Origin of the sequence: Nocardia brasiliensis ATCC 700358, from assembly GCF_000250675.2 — a bacterium.
Lineage (GTDB): Bacteria > Actinomycetota > Actinomycetes > Mycobacteriales > Mycobacteriaceae > Nocardia > Nocardia brasiliensis_B.
Genome location: NC_018681.1, coordinates 1,321,676 through 1,339,196, shown reverse-complemented (window position 1 = coordinate 1,339,196; position 17,521 = coordinate 1,321,676). Strand labels below are relative to the sequence as shown.

Annotated in this window: 15 protein-coding genes and 1 tRNA gene; 8 read left to right on the top strand and 8 right to left on the bottom strand. The window is 68.2% G+C overall.

Annotated features, from left to right (window positions below; translation table 11 throughout):
- Positions 1-29: 29 nt before the first annotated feature.
- Together O3I_RS42415 and O3I_RS42410 are read right to left on the bottom strand one after the other, a co-directional pair.
- Entirely contained in the window at positions 30-2,309 is a 2,280-nt protein-coding gene (locus O3I_RS42415) for a serine/threonine-protein kinase (RefSeq protein WP_014981972.1), read from the bottom strand.
- Positions 2,310-2,606: 297 nt separating this feature from the next.
- Positions 2,607-4,097 (bottom strand): serine/threonine-protein kinase, encoded by a 1,491-nt coding sequence (locus O3I_RS42410; RefSeq protein WP_014981971.1) that lies wholly within the window; start codon positions 4,095-4,097, stop codon positions 2,607-2,609.
- Between the two features lie 28 nt (positions 4,098-4,125).
- Between O3I_RS42410 and O3I_RS05830 the strand changes: the two genes are divergently transcribed.
- The 3 genes from O3I_RS05830 to O3I_RS05820 all read left to right on the top strand — a co-directional run bounded on the left by O3I_RS05830 (position 4,126) and on the right by O3I_RS05820 (position 6,344).
- The gene (locus tag O3I_RS05830; RefSeq protein WP_014981970.1) at positions 4,126-4,545 is read left to right on the top strand and encodes a DUF1707 SHOCT-like domain-containing protein; all 420 of its coding nucleotides are present in this window, start codon (positions 4,126-4,128) and stop codon (positions 4,543-4,545) included.
- Positions 4,546-4,603: 58 nt separating this feature from the next.
- Positions 4,604-5,935 carry an amidohydrolase family protein gene (locus O3I_RS05825; protein WP_014981969.1) on the top strand — a complete coding sequence of 444 codons (1,332 nt, stop codon included), beginning with the start codon at positions 4,604-4,606 and terminating at the stop codon, positions 5,933-5,935.
- Between the two features lie 64 nt (positions 5,936-5,999).
- Positions 6,000-6,344, top strand: a complete 345-nt coding sequence (locus tag O3I_RS05820) for a hypothetical protein (RefSeq protein ID WP_014981968.1) — start codon at positions 6,000-6,002, stop codon at positions 6,342-6,344.
- A gap of 87 nt (positions 6,345-6,431) precedes the next feature.
- On the opposite strand, the gene lat is transcribed toward O3I_RS05820, so the two are convergent.
- A complete protein-coding gene (lat, locus tag O3I_RS05815) occupies positions 6,432-7,766 on the bottom strand; it encodes an L-lysine 6-transaminase (protein WP_014981967.1) in 1,335 nt (444 codons plus the stop codon).
- 63 nt (positions 7,767-7,829) lie between these two features.
- A complete protein-coding gene (locus O3I_RS05810) occupies positions 7,830-8,282 on the bottom strand; it encodes an Lrp/AsnC family transcriptional regulator (RefSeq protein WP_014981966.1) in 453 nt (150 codons plus the stop codon).
- 112 nt (positions 8,283-8,394) lie between these two features.
- On the opposite strand from O3I_RS05810, the gene O3I_RS05805 reads away from it, so the two are divergent.
- Positions 8,395-9,915, top strand: coding sequence for an aldehyde dehydrogenase family protein (locus tag O3I_RS05805; protein WP_041563428.1), 1,521 nt, complete (start codon positions 8,395-8,397; stop codon positions 9,913-9,915).
- 102 nt (positions 9,916-10,017) lie between these two features.
- Here the strand turns inward: O3I_RS05805 and O3I_RS05800 are convergent, their stop codons facing one another.
- From O3I_RS05800 to O3I_RS05785, 4 genes are all read right to left on the bottom strand, one after another.
- On the bottom strand, positions 10,018-11,265 hold the full coding sequence (locus tag O3I_RS05800) for a cytochrome P450 family protein (protein ID WP_014981964.1): 1,248 nt from the start codon (positions 11,263-11,265) through the stop codon (positions 10,018-10,020).
- A complete protein-coding gene (locus O3I_RS05795) occupies positions 11,262-12,650 on the bottom strand; it encodes a hypothetical protein (protein WP_014981963.1) in 1,389 nt (462 codons plus the stop codon). Before O3I_RS05795 ends, O3I_RS05800 begins: the two co-directional genes overlap by 4 nt.
- Complete coding sequence (locus tag O3I_RS05790) at positions 12,650-13,474, bottom strand: acyl-CoA thioesterase (protein WP_014981962.1); 825 nt, start codon at positions 13,472-13,474, stop codon at positions 12,650-12,652. Before O3I_RS05790 ends, O3I_RS05795 begins: the two co-directional genes overlap by 1 nt.
- Positions 13,475-13,883: 409 nt before the next feature.
- Positions 13,884-15,569 carry an MDR family MFS transporter gene (locus O3I_RS05785; protein ID WP_014981961.1) on the bottom strand — a complete coding sequence of 562 codons (1,686 nt, stop codon included), beginning with the start codon at positions 15,567-15,569 and terminating at the stop codon, positions 13,884-13,886.
- A 290-nt stretch (positions 15,570-15,859) separates the two neighbouring features.
- Here O3I_RS05785 and O3I_RS05780 point away from each other — a divergent pair.
- The 4 genes from O3I_RS05780 to O3I_RS05765 all read left to right on the top strand — a co-directional run bounded on the left by O3I_RS05780 (position 15,860) and on the right by O3I_RS05765 (position 17,521).
- Positions 15,860-15,933 (top strand) — tRNA-Met (locus O3I_RS05780).
- A gap of 248 nt (positions 15,934-16,181) precedes the next feature.
- Complete coding sequence (locus tag O3I_RS05775; protein WP_167829103.1) at positions 16,182-16,565, top strand: DUF4258 domain-containing protein; 384 nt, start codon at positions 16,182-16,184, stop codon at positions 16,563-16,565.
- A gap of 151 nt (positions 16,566-16,716) precedes the next feature.
- Entirely contained in the window at positions 16,717-17,136 is a 420-nt protein-coding gene (locus O3I_RS42405) for a toxin C-terminal domain-containing protein (RefSeq protein ID WP_014981959.1), read from the top strand.
- Positions 17,129-17,521: a hypothetical protein gene (locus tag O3I_RS05765; RefSeq protein ID WP_014981958.1), complete on the top strand. Its 393-nt coding sequence runs from the start codon at positions 17,129-17,131 to the stop codon at positions 17,519-17,521. The genes O3I_RS42405 and O3I_RS05765 overlap by 8 nt, the downstream gene beginning before the upstream one ends.

Below are 17,521 nucleotides of genomic sequence, written 5' to 3'. Positions count from 1 at the left end.
TGCGTGAGGTCAGAACGGGTGCGTGAGTGCTAGCCGAGGTGGACGGCGACGCCGTTGGAGAGGACGAAGTCGTGTAGTTCCAGGTGGGTGGGCGTGGACTCGGCGGGGACGTCGAAGACCAGTTGGGTGGTCGCGGACTGGCCGGGGGCCAGCTCGAACGAGTAGTTGTAGCTGCGCTGGGCGACCTGCCACATGGTCGCGGTGGCGTTGTGGTCGAACGCGGTGCCCGCCGCGTCGAACAGGCGCTGGCCGAACGGCAGGAACCACTTCGCCTCGGCGGAGATATTACGGACCGCGAGTGTGACGACCACGAACGAACCGGCGGCCTGCTGCAGGCCGACCCGCCGCACGCCGGTGTCGACATCGCTGACGACGAACTCGAACTTGCCGTCCCGCACCGGCGTTCCGGCCCCGGCGGGCCCCACCGGACCGGGCTGTTCCGGCGGTGGTCCCGGGTTCTCCTCGGCCACGGCGGTCGGTGGCGGCGGCGCGGCCGGGCTCCCACCCGAGTCCGCGGCCCGATTGCCCGCTGCCAGCAATGCGACGCATCCGGCCGCCAGCATGAACGGGGTCAGGAAGACGATGACCAACGCGCCGACGACCTTCGAGACGAAGCCGCGCTTGCGACGGCGCGGCCGGGCTGCGGGCGGTCGCCGTCGCGCGTCCTTCGGAGGTTTCGCCGGAGCCGGAAAAACTTTGCGCCCATACCCGACGGGGTACCGAGAGGGGACGACCGGCGGCTGCGGAGCCTGCGGAACATATTGCGAAACAACAGGTCTCGGCTTGGACCGGACGAGTCCCAACTTCGCCGCGAGCGACCGAGGCGGCGTAGGGCGATGCGGCACGACGGTCCCCGGCGCGCCGGTACCGAAACCCGCCTTGCCCGCCGGCGAATGTGGTGCACGCGCCGCAGGCAACCGACTCCCTGGCTGCGAATATCCCTGCGGCGGAGCCGGCACGACCGACTCAGCAAGCCGGGTCGCCACCAGCGTCGGCGTCGGCCCAGGCTCCGGCATCACCTTGGTCGGCGAAAGCTGCTTCGCCCCACCAACACCCGCAGACGCATCACTCACTACCAATCCCGCGTCGACGGAAGCGGCGGCCGATCCAGTCGGCGGCATCACGCGCGTCTGCGAAAGGCGCTGCACCCCAGCACTTCCCGCAGCAACGCTACTTCCCGCCGGGCGGCCGTCGTATGAAGACGCGGCCGCGCCGGTGGGCGGCAACGCTCTGGTCGGCGAAAGCCGTTTCGCCCCATCAGCACCCGCAGACGCGCGACCCACGGCCGATTCCGCGGCGGCAGAAGCGGCGGCCGATCCAGCCGGCGGCATCACGCGCGTCGGCGAAAGGCGCTGCCCGCGGGCGGGTCCCGGGTACGGCGAGCCGACGGCCCCGGACGAACCGTGGGCATCGGGGTGGGGTGGGCCGTCGTTGGGCAGCACCTTGGTCTGGCTCGGGGGCCGCACGGATTTAGTGGGTGGTTGGGGCAGCATGGGGCGGCGGATGCCGATGGCCGCACTGGCCGCCGCCGCGAAATCCCCCGCGGTCGGGTGGCGATCGGCGGGATTCTTGGCCATGCCGCGGGTGATGACCGCGTCGAGGGCGGCCGGGACGGCGGTGTTGCGGGCGCCCGCGCGCGGCGGATCGGTCATCAGGTGGGCGTGCATCTGCTGGGCGGGGTCGGTGTCCCCGTAGGGCCGGGCGCCGGTCAGGCATTCGTAGAGAACGCAGGCCAGCGAGTACACGTCGGAACGGGCATCCGCCTTGCCGGTGAACCGTTCCGGCGCCATGTAGGCCAGGGTGCCGATCGCCAACCCGGTGGTGGTGACCGCGGTCTGCCCGATGCCGTGCGCGATACCGAAGTCGATCAGATAGGTGAACCCGCCCGCGTGCACGACGATGTTCGACGGTTTGACATCCCGGTGCACCAGCCCGGCCCGGTGCGCCACGTCCAGTGCGGCGCCGACCTGACCGACGATGCCGACGGACGTTGCGGGCCCCAGCGCCCCGGCCGCGATCATGGTCGCCAGATCGGCGCCCTCGACGAACTCCATGTCGATGAAGAGCCTGCCGTCGATCTCCCCGAAGCGATGGATACGCGGGATGCGCGGATCACGCAGCTTCGACACCACTTCCGCTTCGCGCTCGAAACGCTTGCGGTAGCTCGCGTCCGCCGCGAGTTCGGTCGGCAACAGTTTCAGCGCGACCCAGCGCGCACCGGCATCGTCGTATGCCAGCCAGACCTGGCCCATGCCGCCCCGGCCGAGCAATCGATCCAGCCGGTAGCCCCCGAATCGCACCTCCCCCATCGCGAACCTCCAGTCACCGTCGACTTGTCCAGGCTCGGCCCGCTGGCCCCGATCACCTGCGGCGACACCGGAAAACGCCTGCTCCGACCGCAGATACCAAAGGACCCAACCTCCTTCGCAGCGTAACCGCGCCCCGGCACCCCGGCCAGTGTGTCGTGAACGACACCCTCGCGGTGACCGAGCCCGCCCGACAGGAGACACGGGAAAGCCGCCGATGCCACGGCCTTCGGCAGGAACGCGATCCTCGCCGGTCGTCGGCGCGCCCTTTGTGATGCTCGCCGCCCTTCGTCGGCCGCGCTATTTGTCCTTGCCGGCCTTTCCACGGCCCTGCCCGTTGTCGTGCCCGTGGCCGCCGTGCTCGTTCTTGCCCGTACCGGTGCCGTTGTTGCCGTCCTCGGCACCGGCAGGTCCACCGCGCTCCGGCTTCGCGGTATCCGGTTTCTGCGGTTCCGCACGAGGCGGTTCCGCACGGGGTGGTTCGGCGCTGGGCTCCGACGGCATCCAGCTCGCGGCGCTCCCGACAGTGGGCACACAGCGCAGCAGCATGCCGTCCGCCGCGACACCACGCGCGGCGACGGCGGGATCACAGGGCTGCCACGCCGCCGGAACGATCGGCGCGGCCGGAATCGATACCACGGGAACAGGCGTGGGCACCGTTTCGACCGGCGAGGAAACCACACGGGATGGCGTCAGCGGGGCCGAAGCCCTAGCAGCCGAACCCTTTTCCCGATCGAGCGACTGCCCCAACCAGAACGCCAGCCCGACGGTGACCAGCAGACCGGCCAGCACGGCAGCCGCAATGCGCGAATTCGTCTCCCGCCGAGCCGGACTCGGCGGCGCGGCCGTAGCCCGGGCACCGGCCATCCGCTCCGGCCGGGTCCTCGGCAGCGTCGCCGCCGCAGACGCACGAAACGGTTGGCCCGGTGCGCTTGTCGTCGGCAGCACCACGGCCGCGGTCTCCACCGTCGGCACGTCGAGCCCGGTGACCGCGGCATAGGCGGCGGCCGCCAACTCGCCCGCGCTAGCGCACCGCTGCTCCGGCACCTTCGCCATGCCGCGCGCGATCACCGCGTCGAGCGCGGCGGGCACCGCTGGATTCAGGTCCGCGGCGAGCGGCGGTTCGGTCATCAGATGGGCGAGCAACGACTGCGCGGCGTCGGCGTTGCCGAACGGCCTTCGCGCGGTGAGACATTCGTAGAGCACGCAGGCCAGCGAATACTGATCGGACCGCGCGTCCCCCGCTCCGGAGAAACGCTCCGGAGCCATGTAGGCCAGCGTGCCGACCACATTGCTGCTCGTCGTCAGCGCGGGCTGGTCGATCCGATACGCCGTGCCGAAGTCGATCAGGTGAACGTGGTCGTCCGGTCCGAGCATGATGTTGGACGGCTTGACATCTCGATGTACCAGCCCGGCCCGGTGCGCGTCGTCCAGTGCCTGCGCGACCTGCATCACGATCCGCACCGCCCGCGCGGGTGGTAGCTGCCCTTCCCGCTGGAGCAACGTCGCCAGGTCGGCGCCCGCGATGAACTCCATGGCGAGATAGAGCCGACCGTCGTGTTCGCCGAACGCGTGAATCGACGCCAGGTGCGGTCCGCGCACCTGGGCCGCCAGCCGCGCCTCCCTGGTGAACCGCTGCCGATAGGCCGGCTCGCCGGCGTAGGTGGCCGAGAGCACCTTCAGCGCAACGGACCGTCCGGTGGTGTCGTCGTAGGCGAGCCAGACCTGTCCGGTACCACCGCTGCCGAGCAATCGATCGAGGCGGTAGTGGCCGAACCACGTCGCACCCATATATGGAACCTCCCGCTAGCCTTTCCTCATGGAGGAGCTACCCGAAATCCGTATCGGCACCGCAGAGCGCGAGGACGCGATGCGGCGACTGTCCGATCATTTCGCGGCAGGGCGGCTCAGCGTCGCGGAATTCGACGAGCGCAGCGCGATCGTCGCGGCCGCCGTCACCCGCGGCGACCTGACGCAGGTGTTCACCGATCTGCCCGAGCCGCTCGCCAAAGCGGCTGCCGTGCCTGCGAAACCGGAGTCCGGGTTCTTGTCGGAATGGCCCGAGCGGGTGATGGCGGTGATCCCGATCTTGGCCGTCATCCTGTTCTTCCTCACCGGCAGCTGGCTCTGGTTCCTGGCGATTCCACTGGTCGGTGCGCTGCTGTTCGGGGGAAGGCACGGCGGGCACGGCGGCGGGCGGGAGCGCCGCCGCAACCGGCGCGACCCCGAAATTGACTGACTGACGCCGATTTCTCGGGTCATGACCGGCCCGAGCCGGTCGCCGTAGCGTCGAGGCCATGACGCGATCCGCCAGACTGCGCCGCTGGCTGCTGTATCCGCTCGCGGTCGTGGTGACGCTGCTCCTGCTGTCCATCGCGGCGGGTTACGCGCACTACCGGCTCACGCTGTACAAGGCCGCGCCGCGCCAGACCGGCAAGTTGGTGCTCACCGGTGCCACCGTGCTCGTGGGCCCGGACCTGACACCGCACCCGAACTCGACCATCCTGATCGAGGATGGCCTGATCACGGCGATCGGCCCGGACGTGGCAATACCGCAGGACGTCGCACGACGGGATCTCACCGGCCGCACCGTACTGCCCGGCCTGATCGATTCGCACGTGCACCTCAACGCGCCGGAGGTGCCCCGCGGCAAAGACCTCGGCCTGCTGGACCTGCCGGGCATCGTCGCCGACTGGTACCGCTATCACCCCGACAAGCGGCGAAACTTCCTGCGCAACGGCGTGACCACGGTCCGGAGCATGGGTGACGAGAACGAATGGGTGCACACCCTGCGGCGCCGGATCGCCGACGGCGACCTGGCGGGACCGCGCCTGCTGATCGCGGGACCGATCTTCACCACACCCGGCGGCCATCCGGTCGCCACCATCGGCGTCGAACCGAATTCGGACGCGGTACGGCTCCCGGACAGTCCCGAGCGGGCGCGCGAGATGGTCCGTGCGCTGGTCACCGGCGCGGACCCGGTCGATCTGATCAAGGTGGTGCAGGAGCGCGGGAACCCGGAACGCAAAGTGCTGGAACCGATTCGGCCCGATATCCTCGCGGCGATCATCGATGAGGCACACCGGCACGGCACGAAGGTCTTCGCGCACTGGGGAACTCGTGCCGACCTGGACGATCTGCTCGCGGCGGGCGTCGACGGACTCGACCATCTGGAGGCTCGTGGCGTGCTAGCCGGCTGGCCCGAGGGCTTTCCGGAAACCCTGGTGCGGCGCGGTATCACGCTCGCGCCGACGCTCGCGGTCACCGACCTGGTCTTCGACGAGCCAACCAAAGCGGCGATTCGGTTGCGGGTCAAAGAGTTCCGTGACGCGGGCGGCCGGATCATCGCCGGTTCCGACGCCGGGATGCCGGGCGTCTACGCCGGGCCGGGCCTGATCCGCGAACTCGAATTGCTCGTCGCCGCAGGATTGTCCCCGCGCGAAGCGCTCATCGCGGCCACCGTGACGCCCGCCGCCGCCCTGCACGCCGACACCATCGGCGTATTGGCACCGGGCCGGGCCGCCGACCTGCTGGTCGTCACCGGCGACCCACTGACCGACATCACCGCGCTGCGCGCCGTCGACACGGTATTCCGGGACGGCCGCGTCGTGCACGAAGCCGACCGATAGCCTCGACGTATCGAGCGGCACCGAAGCGGGCGCCGCCGCACATCGTCGAGGAGCGCGGACACGAATGGAACCGATCGAGATCAACGCGGGCACTTGGTATCTGCGCGCGTTGCGCGCCGACGACCGCATCGACGATCGGCCCGCCCTGGCCCATGGCGGCATCACCGACCCCGGCTACGTCGCTCTGCGCTTCGCGGGCTGGGTCGAGGAATCCCATTTCTCCTGGGCCGTTTGCGAACCGACCACCGCCGAACTGGTCGCCGAGGTCGGCGCGACGCCAGCGCCGGACGGCACCGCGAAACTCACCGGCTGGGCTCGTCCCGGTCATGAGCAGGCGCTCGATGCCGGGCTGAGCGCTGTTCAGCGGTTCGTCGAGGGCGCGCTCGGCTTACGCCCGCACACCGGCTGAGGGTGTTCGCACACCTCGCCGAGTCGTCACACTGCAACCCGCCGTGGCGACGCACGGACCGGGTTCCGGCGAGGTGTGCGAAGTTCGTCAGCCGAGCCGGTCGAGCACCCGGTCCAGCGCGTCGACCGCCTCGTCCAGTTCGGCGGCGGAAACGGTCAGCGGCGGGCGGAAGCGGATGCCACGCTCGCCGGTGCCGAGGATCAGCACCCGCTCCTGCTCGCGCAGCGCGGTGAGCACCTCGTCCCGCAGCGCCACCGAGGACACGGTGACCGCGCACATCAGGCCGCGCCCGCGCGGCTCGCTGATGCTCGCATGCCGCTCGGCCAGCGACTCCAGCCGATCCAGTAGATGCGCGCCGAGCGCCTTGGCCCGATCGACCAGCGAATCCTGCTCCAGCACTTCGAGAATCCGCCGCACCCGCACCATGTCGGTGAGGTTGCCGCCCCAGGTGGAGTTGATCCGGGAGTTCACCACGAACACGTTGTCGGGCACCTCGTCGACGCGCCCGCCCGCCATCACGCCGCACACCTGGGTCTTCTTGCCGAAGGCGACGACATCGGGCTGCAGGCCGAGTTGCTGGTAGGCCCAGGTGGTTCCGGTCATGCCGACGCCGGTCTGCACCTCGTCCAGCACGAACAACGCGTCGTTCTCGTGGCAGAGCTGCTGCATCGCCTGCAGGAACTGCGGCCGCAGGTGCCGGTCACCGCCCTCGCCCTGGATCGGCTCGGCGATGAAACACGCGATGTCGTGCGGGTTTTCGGCGAAGGCGCGGCGCGCCTGATCCAGTGCGCGCGCTTCCACCTCGACGATATCGTGCGCGTCGCTCAGGTACGGCGACTCGATGCGCGGCCAGTCGAACTTGGGGAACCGCGCGACCTTCACCGGATCGGTGTTGGTTAGCGACATGGTGTATCCGGTGCGGCCGTGGAACGCGCCGGTCAGGTGCAGCACCTTGGTGCCGAGTTCCGGTGCGCGGCCGTGCATTTCGTTGTGCCTGCTCTTCCAGTCGAACGCGATCTTGAGCGCGTTCTCCACGGCGAGGCCACCGCCGTCGATGAAGAACAGGTGTGGCAGCCGGGGATCGCCCAGCACGCGCACGAAGGTCTCGACGAAACGGGCCATCTCGACGGTGTAGATGTCGGAGTTGCTCGGTTTGTTGATCGCGGCGGTCGCGATCTCCTCCCGGAACTCGGCGTCCTCGGCCAGCGCGGGGTGATTCATACCCAGGGCGTTGGACGCGAAGAAGCCGAACATGTCGAGGTAGGAGCTGCCGTCACGTTCGTCGACGAGCCGGCAGCCGCGGGATTTCTGTAGGTCGAGGACTAGTTCGAAGCCATCGGCGAGGATGCTGGCCGACAAGATCTCATGCACTCGGGCGGCGGGGGTGACCGCCGGGCGGGTGCGTTCCAGTTCGATGGTCACACCATCGAGGGTACGAAAATTTACGGAATCTGTACAGGAAAGCGGATTAATTACACGTAACGGCTACCTGTCATAGAATGTCTGCAGGATGATGGTGCTTCGAGTCCTGACGTTGGCGGTCGCCCTGATCTCCTGCAGCAGCTGCTCGAGGTGCCGCGGCGAGGCCACCCTGACCAACAGCATGTAGCTCTCGTCGCCTGCCACCGAGTGGCACGCCTCGATCCCGGGGATGTGCTGCAACACTGCCGGGGCATCATCCGGCTGCGACGGGTCGAGAGGAGTGATCGCGACGAATGCCGACAACAGCTGGCCGAGCGCCTCGGGGTCGACGTGCGCCGTGTATCCGCGGATCACGCCGCGTGCTTCCAGCCTGCGCACCCGCGACTGCACGGCGGAAACCGACAGGCTCGCCTTCTCGGCCAGGTTCGACAACGTGGCGCGTCCATCGGCCATCAATTCACGAATCAGCAGGCGATCTATGTCGTCCAGTACTGGTCTTGCCGGTGTATCCGCCATCAGCGAAGGGTAAACCAGGCAACCCGGCTCGTGGCAGAAACCTCACCCCGATCCTCCCAAGACATGGGACAGATATGCCGCAATGCGGCCGAAAGGTACGGCGGAGCAACAGATGACAGATGTTCAGACCACTCGTGAACTCGCGGAGCGCGCCGCGGCGGTGCTGCGTGGCCTCGGCGTGGAATCCCCCGAACCCGGCGACCTGCTCGCCCGCAGTCCGATCACCGGCGAACGCCTGCTGACCCTGCGGGCCAGTTCATTGGACGAGGTCGACAGCGCGATCGAACGGGCCGCCATGGCTTTCGGCGCCTGGCGCACGGTACCCGCCCCGGTCCGCGCCGCGCTGGTGCGCAGGCTCGGCGAACTGCTCACCACGCACAAGAGCGAACTGGCCGAGCTGGTCACGCTGGAGGCGGGCAAGATCGGCGCCGAAGCCGCGGGTGAAGTGCAGGAGATGATCGACGTCTGCGAGTTCGCCATCGGCCTGTCCCGGCAGCTGTACGGGCAGACGATGCCGTCGGAGCGCCCGGGTCACCGGCTGATGGAAACCTGGCATCCGCTCGGCGTGGTCGGGGTCATCTCGGCGTTCAACTTCCCGGTCGCGGTCTGGGCGTGGAACACCGCGATCGCGCTGGTCTGCGGCGACACGGTGGTGTGGAAGCCCTCGGAGACCACCCCGCTCACCGCGCTGGCCTGCCACACCCTGCTGCGTCGCGCCGCGGCCGAGGTCGGCGCGGATCCCGAAGTGCACCAACTGGTTCAGGGCGCGGCCGAGGTCGGTGCCCGCCTCGTCGACGACGAGCGGGTCGCGCTGGTGAGCGCCACCGGTTCGGTGCGGATGGGCAAGATCGTCGCGCCGCGGGTGGCCGAGCGGTTCGGCCGCTGCCTGCTGGAACTGGGCGGCAACAACGGCGCGATCGTCACGCCCTCGGCGGATCTGGAGCTCGCGGCGCGCGGCATCGTGTTCGCGGCGGCGGGCACCGCCGGGCAGCGGTGCACCACGCTGCGCAGGCTGATCGTGCACGCCGACGTGGTCGGTCCGCTGCTCGAGCGGATCGAGAGCGCCTATCAGCAACTGCGCGTAGGCAATCCGCTGGAGGACGGTGTTCTCGTCGGGCCGCTGATCGACGGACGGGCCTATGCCGGGATGCGCACGGCACTGGACAAGGCGCTGGCCGACGGCGGCGAATTGATCTGCGGCGGTGAGCGAGTCGACGGCTTCGGCGAGGACGCCTACTACGTGCGCCCGGCGATCGTGCGGATGCCCGCGCAGACCGCGGTGGTGCGCGAGGAGACCTTCGCGCCGATCCTGTACGTGCTGACGTACCACGATTTCGACAGCGCGATCGCCCTGCACAACGCAGTGCCGCAGGGACTTTCGTCGGCGGTGTTCACCACCGACCAGCGCGAGGCCGAACGCTTCCTGGCCGCGGACGGCTCGGACTGCGGCATCGCCAACGTCAACATCGGCACCTCCGGCGCCGAGATCGGCGGCGCGTTCGGCGGCGAGAAGCAGACCGGCGGCGGGCGGGAATCCGGCTCGGATTCCTGGAAGGCGTACATGCGCCGGGCCACCAACACGATCAACTACTCCGCCGAACTGCCGCTGGCGCAAGGGATCAAGTTCGGCTGATCGGCGATTACCCGCCGAATCCCCTGACGCGCCAGGGCAACGCCGCGGCCGGGTGGCCGGCACCGACCACCCGGCTTCGGCCGTTTCCGGGCTCCGGCAAGCTCATTCGAGCACGACCGGCAGGGACTGCACGCCGCGGAAGGTGCTGCTCGGCCGCCAGCGCACCGCCTCGGCGAGCCGCATGTCCGGGTATCTGGCCAGGATCTTCTCGAACGCGAGCCGCGCCTCCAACCGGGCGAGCGGCGCGCCGACGCAGTAGTGGATGCCGTGCCCGAACGCCAGATGCCCGCCCTTGGCGGCCTGCCCGATCCGGATGTGGTCCGGGTGCGTGAACCGGCCGGGATCGTGATTGGCCGCGAGCAGCGACACCGAGATCAGCTCGTCGGCCGGAATGTCGATGCCCGCCACCGTGATCGGCTCCGCGGTGTACCGCAGGGTGGACACGTGGACCGGGCCCTCGTAACGGAGGAACTCTTCGATCGCCGCCGGAATCCGCTCGGGCTCCGCAGCGAGTTCGGTGTACAACGCCCGATCCCGCAGCAGCGCGAGCAGTCCGTTGCCGATCAGGTTCACGGTCGTCTCGTGGCCGGCCACGAGGATCAGGAACAGCATGGCGATGAGTTCCTGGTCGCTGAGCTTGTCGCCCTCGTGATTGGCAAGAATCAGCTGCGAAAGCAGATCGTCACCGAGATTCTTGGTGCGCTCGGCGATCAACCCGATCAAGTAGGTGGCCAGTTCGACGCTCGCCGCGGCACGCTGGGCGGCGGTGGCATAGAACGGCGAGTCGGCCGCGTCGGGATCCTCGACGTTCTCCGCCGAGGTCGCGGTCATCGTGGTCGACAGCTCGCGGAACCGGTTCCGGTCGGTCTCGGGCACCCCGAACAGTTCGCAGATGACCGTGATCGGGATCGGCAGCGCGTAGCCCTCGATCAGGTCCACCTCGGGCGCTCCGGCCATCCGGTCGAGCAGTTCATCGGCCAGGGTCTCGATCCGCGGATGCAATTGGTCGACGGTACGCGCGGTGAAGGCCTTGCTGACCAGCCTGCGGAGCCGGGTGTGGTCCGGCGGGTCCGAACTGAGCATGTGTTTCCACAGGTCGGTGCTCACCGCGGTCATTCCGTCGCTCTCGCCGCGCAGCCGGGTGGTGATCGGCGCGATGCTCGCCGCGTCCTTGCGCACCCGGTCGTCGGCGAGCACCGCGCGCCCGAGCTGGTAGTCGACCACCAGCCAGGTGGACAGTCCGTTCGGCAGCAGCACGTGATGGACCGGTCCTTGCGCGCGCAGCTCGTCGTAGACGGGATAGGGGTTGTACAGGAACTCGGTGCCGAGTCTGATCAGTGGTTTGGTCATGAGAACTTCCTGTAGGTCGTGCGGCTGCTGCCGTCACCGCTGACGACGTGCAGGGGTTTCAGGTCCCAGCTCTCCGCTACCAGCCGAGCCAGGAAGACCAATTCCTCGTCGGAGTGCGCCATTTCGGGCTTGAGGCTCTCCAGCACCCACTGGATCTTCCCGTCGAACTGGGAGAACCAGGTCGCGAGCGCGATCGGCTGCCGGTCGGCGCGCGGCGCGTCGATGCCCTGGAACACCCCGCGCATCATGAACATCGACGGGTTCGCGCCGTGGCGCATCGCGGTCGGCACGAACGAGTCGACCACGCCCATGTTGGAGCACATGCCGACGGTGATGGGCGCGGTGTCGGCCAGCCGCTCGACCACGCCCTCCGGCAGCACGTCGATCAGTTCGGCGGGCATGTTCCGCGGGCGCGAGATCGCACCGGAACCCACGTCGTGCGCGTCGGCGAACGCGGCCTTGCTCGCCACCCGCAGCGGCGCGAGATCGCCCCGGTCCAGCCACTGCGGGTCCACCACGATCGGCACGCGGGCAAAGGAATTCGAGTCGGCTTGGTCCTGCTCGCGCAGGATCCGCACCGCCGTCAGCAACACCAGCGCGCCGTCCGGACCCACCAGCGCGCAGTGCCGCAGCAGATCGGCGACCATCGCGAGGTAGAGCGTGTTGGGTGAGCCGCCGCGCTGCGCCGCGCGCGCATTCCATTGCGCCGCATCGAAAGTGACGACGACCGAGCCCTCCCGCCAGCCGAGCGGCTCGCCCACCGGGGCAGGCTCGCGCGCCGTCAACGCCCGCCGCACCGCCGCACGATGTCGCGGATCACGGGCCATCCGACGCGCTTCCGCCGTGACGCCGCGCGCGACGGCGACGCTGCGACGCAATCCGTCCAAGAGATCGCCGCGGTGATCGATGACCGCACCGAGTGATGCCGTCGTGGCGAGTTCGGGATGCACCAGCCCGGCGATCGCCATCAACCCCGCGTGCCCGTCTGCGATGGCGTGCGAGGCGATGACCGACCACACCATGCCGCCGGACCGGGTGGGCACCGCCGACATCCGCCAGCCGTAACCGTTTTCGGGGTCCAGCGGATAGTGCGCCTGGGTGTTCGCCCAGGCCAGCATGTCGCACTCGTCGATCGCGGCATGATCGAGGCTCAGCGGCAGCGCGGCGTCGGCCGGCACCCAGCGCCAGCGCGCGAACGGCACCGCGGGCCGGTGCACCCGTCGCATGGACGGGCCCGCGCACAGGATCTCGTACATCGAGCGCAGCTGGTCGTCGGTGAGCCGATTCGCCAGCACCACGACGGTCTGGCTGATCACCGGCACCCCGTGCCCGTGATGGAACCGCAGGAACGCCTTGTCGGTGAGTCCGACGTACACCGGGGACATCAGGACGCCGCCTTCGCGGTCAGCGTGTCGCCGAACTCCGGTTCGGCCAGCCGAAGCATCCGCTCCTGCGCCACCATCGCGACCAATTGGCCGTCCCGGCTGAAGATCCGGCCCTGCGTGAAGGCCCGGCCGCCCTCGGCCGAGGGCGAGATCTCGTCGTAGAGCAACCAATCGTCGACACGGCACGGCCGCAGGAACCAGATCGAATAGTCGAGCGCGGCGGTCTGGATGGCGATGCCCGGGTACGGCGCGACGGCCGCGCCGAGCAGGGTCATATCGCTGGCATAGGTCAGTGCGCAGCTGTGGGTCACCTTGCAGGCCGGCAGCTCACCGGTGTATCGGAGCCAAACCTGCTGGCGCGCAGCATGTGTCGGCCCGTCCGGGACCCGCCGGATATCCCAGCCCGCCCATTCGTTGCCCGCGTCGTCCGCGCCGATCCGCGCCAGCGCTTCCGGGGCGGGCGCGTCCGGGCACGGGTCGGCGTGCCGCACCCCGCGATCACCCACGTGATACGAGGCGACCATCAGGAAGGTCTCCTTGCCGTGCTGCACCGCCCGGATCCGGCGCACCGCGAACGAGCGCCCGTGCTTGACCGTGTCGACCAGGTAGTCGATCGGGACCTCCGGCGTGGTCGGCCGGACGAAGTATCCGTGGATCGAATGCACCATGAACTCGGCGGGCATCCCGGACGAGCCGGCCGCCAAGGCCCGGGCCGCCACCTCGCCGCCGAAAGTTCGCATCAGTGCGGTGCGGTGCTGCCGCTTGCCGCGGAAGAAGTTCGGGTCGATTTCCTCTACGGCCATCGCGTCGAGTAGTTCAACCATGACGCCACCGTTCCCTTCGATTTCTGAATACCGATGAAGCTCATACCCGACCGTTTCCGCCGTGCCGATGGCCCGTCTTTCAAACGCCCGTACCGAATACAGTGAACCTGGGGCTAATGCTATTCAAGACGGTGTAGTCCACCTCACAAGACATTACGGATTCTTTACAGAAACAGGCCGCTGACCGGTTAGAAGAGTGCTCAAAACATCCGTTCTGACTTGGGATAATGCACAACGACTATCGACAGAATTGTCTTATTTTTCGCACTCGGGACCATTCCCGCAACCGGCGAATCGGAAATTATCATTTGCGCGAAACGGGCAAAGAATCCATTTCCATGAGAGATCTCCGTGATCCACAAACAGTTACCGCCGCGCACACACGGCAATTTCGACGCACGCCTGGCGCTTACCCGTCGAGGCCGCCGGATTCCCGTAGCGGGATCTCCTTCCAGCACAGCACGAGCACCAGCGCGAGCACCGCGAGGCCCGCGGACACCAGGTACACCGTCGACATGGCGTCGGCGAAACCGGTCTTCAGCGGCGCCGCCAACACCGGATTCAGCTGCTGGATCAGCGAACTGTCGTCGAGGATCCGCTGCACCGCCGCCGGGTCGTGCCGGACCAGACCCTGCGCGAACGCGACATCGGCCGGATTGCCACTGCGCAGACCGGCCGCGACAGCCCGCTGATAGTCCGGACTGGTGGCCGCCGTCGCGACGGCCGCGTCCACCCGCGAGGGCAGCAAGCCGAACAGCGTCGACAGCAGGGCCGCGACCCCCAGCGTGCCGCCGACCTGGCGGAAGAACGTCGCGGCCGCGCTCGACACGCCCATGTCCGCGGGCGCGGCGGCGTTCTGGATCGCCAACGTGATGGGCTGCAACAGATTTCCGAGCCCGACCCCGGTGATCGCCATGAAGATCATCGTGCGCCAGAGCGGCGTTTCCGGCGTCAGGTAGTGGAACAGGAACAGGCCGGCCGCGACGGCCGCGGTCCCGGCCAGCGGGAACACGCGATAGCGGCCGGTCCGGCTGATCAGTCGGTTGGACACGGCCGAGCCCACCAGCAGCCCGACCACCATCGGCAACAGTTGCAGACCGGCCGCGATCGGACTGGCGCCACGCACCACCTGGAGATACTGCGGCACGAGGATGATGCCGCCGAACAGCGCCGCCCCGACCACCAGCGCGATCACGACGCCCAGCGCAAACGTGCGATTCCGGAACAGCCGCAACGGAATCAACGCGGCATCACCCATCCTGGCCTCGATGGCGACGAACGCGATCAGCCCGATTCCACCGACCAGATAACAGACCACAGCGCTGGTGCCGGTCCAGCCCCAGCTGCGTCCCTGTTCCGCGACGATCAAGATCGGTGTGATGCCGACCGCGAACGCGGCGGTGCCCAGCCAGTCGACTGCGACCCGATCCGGATCCGCTCGCGGAATCCTGACCACGCGATACACCACCACCAGCGCGGTCAACCCCACCGGAACATTGACCAAAAAGACCCAGCGCCAGCCCGTTACGCCCAGAATGCTGTGCTGCCCGGCGAAGAGACCGCCGAGCACCGGGCCGATCACGCTGGCCAGGGCCCAGGTCGCCAAGAAGTGACCCTGATATTTCGCCCGATCCCGCGGGCTCACGATATCCCCGAGCACCGCCGAGGCCAGCGACATCAGCCCGCCCGCGCCGACGCCCTGGATCGCCCGGAACACCGCCAGCTCGTACATCGATTGCGCCACCGTGCACAGCAGCGAGCCGCCCACGAAAATCACGATCGCGGCGAGCAGAAAAGGCCTGCGGCCGTACATATCCGACAATTTGCCGTACAACGGCGTGGTCAACGTCGCGGTGATCAGGTACGCGGTGGTGACCCACGCCTGCAGCGAATATCCGGACAGATCGTCGGCGATGGTCCGCACCGCGGTCGCCGTGATGGTCTGATCCAGCGCCGCCATGAACATCCCGAGCACCAGGCCGCTCAGGATGATCAACACCTGCCGATGGGTGAATCCGCCCGGATTGTCCGAAGGAGCCACCACCGGTTCGGTCCGCTGCGTCCGTTTCCCGGTATGCCCGATAGGCAGCGCCATGAGCGCCTCCTGAAATCAGAAGAGAGAGTGCACGATCGGTTGTCAGCGGTCGCTCTCGTCCCCGGACCGCGGCGGTGATCCGCCCAGAAGCTACGCAATGCGAAGTAGTCACGATAAACCTGACACGGCGTCTCAGGTAACCCGGTGTGTCGGCTATCTCACCGCCACCCTTTTGGTGATGTGCGTCATATCTCAGCGGTCTTCGTCGCGGCCTTGCCGACCACAATCAGACACTCTCACCAGGCGTTTTCGCATCCGCCCCCAAGGTGTGTAAGGTTGGGGGCACCCGACGCGGGGTGGAGCAGCTCGGTAGCTCGCTGGGCTCATAACCCAGAGGTCGCAGGTTCAAATCCTGTCCCCGCTACAGCAGGCCCAGGCCGGAGACTTACCAAAGTCTCCGGCCTGGGCTATTTTTCGTCCCGGGTCAACGCACTGGGTTCCGGCTTCACTGCCACATTTACCGACCAGCTGCCACGCGAATGCCAAAGCTGGTTCCGGGCAACATTTTCGGGCGTTCCGCCGGGCACGATGAAACCGCTGGGTGCGCAGCCGGTTCGGTTGCCGCCCGATCATCCGGGCGTAGCGAGCCCAAGTAATCCAGGAGGGGAACCCTTGCGATCAATTATCCGTGCTGCCGCCGCGCCGGTGGCCGCCTTCGCCATTCTGCTGACCGGAATGCCTTTCGCTGCAGCAGCTTCCACGGCGACGCCGAATACCGCGGTCACGTTCGTCGCCGCCGAGCAGATCCCCGGCGCAGCCGATTTCAGGTTCGAGGAGGCAGCGGGTCGCCGCCCGCACTACATCTCCGGCTACACCGACCACGCCCGCCAGCGCATGGCTGAGCGCAGGATCAACGAGGACCAGGTCGAGAGCGCCATTTACAGCAAGTACGAAGGCCAGTGGCAGCCCCAGCACCGCACCTGGCTGGTGACCTGGGGCGGAGTCGCGGTAGCGATCAGCGAGGACGCCAAGATCGTCACGGTCGAGCGAGTCTAGCGCGGCTTCGCGCGTTGGCGTGGCAGTCGACCGCCACGCCAACAACGCCGCAGTGCATCACTACCACTCAATACCTGACTCACGCTTGCGCCCTCGTCGGCGCGGCGTGCGCCCCGAGCCGCCGGCTCGGCTGTAGACGATCGGAAGAACCTTGATCACTATCCGCAAATCCTTTGCCGCAGCGCTCTTCGCGACGCTGCCACTCCTCGCCCTGACCAGTGCCCAGGCGGCCGCCGCACCGTCCGAGAGCGCCGCGGCCCCCACCGCGACGATCGTCGTCGACGCGGACACCCCGGGCGTGCCACCCGCATTCCAAGCCGTCGCCGGTAAGCGGTTTACCGACGCCGAGGACCGGGCCGCGGCGCGCGACCTCGGCTACGCAGTGGCCAACGTCGGCAAGAGCCATGGCTGCCTGATCTTCAAGCACGAGAAGAAGAACCTGTACATTTCACAGGACGTCGACGGCCACAACGGGGGGCGCTGGAAGATGGCGAGCTCGCCGGAGAACCTTGCCTCGAAGAAGACCCGGATGGGGACCTACGACGCGAACCTCAACCGGATTGGTGACTGATTTGGACCATTCGAACAACGACACCGCAGACGCGCCGACCGCTGCCGGACCGTGGCAGATACGGTTCGAACCGGGGACAACGAAGGAAAACATCGCGCGCATCGCGGATTTCGCTGTTGCGGAAGGTATGTGCGATCCCGGCTCGGCGGATGTCGTCCGCGCGGGCCGGGATCCGCGGTTCTGGCACTCCGGTGCACTCGACCGCGCCGAAGTCGACGCGCACCGAGAGGTCTTGCGCAAAGCGCTGAACAACGAGCCGCTGAGCGCAGCCGACCTCGACCCGATTCGGGACGCAGTCCAGCGATTCGACGAATGGCTGGGCACGCTCGCCTATCCGCGCGAGGAGATCTACGACGCGGATACCACGTTCTTCGACTTCGACTAG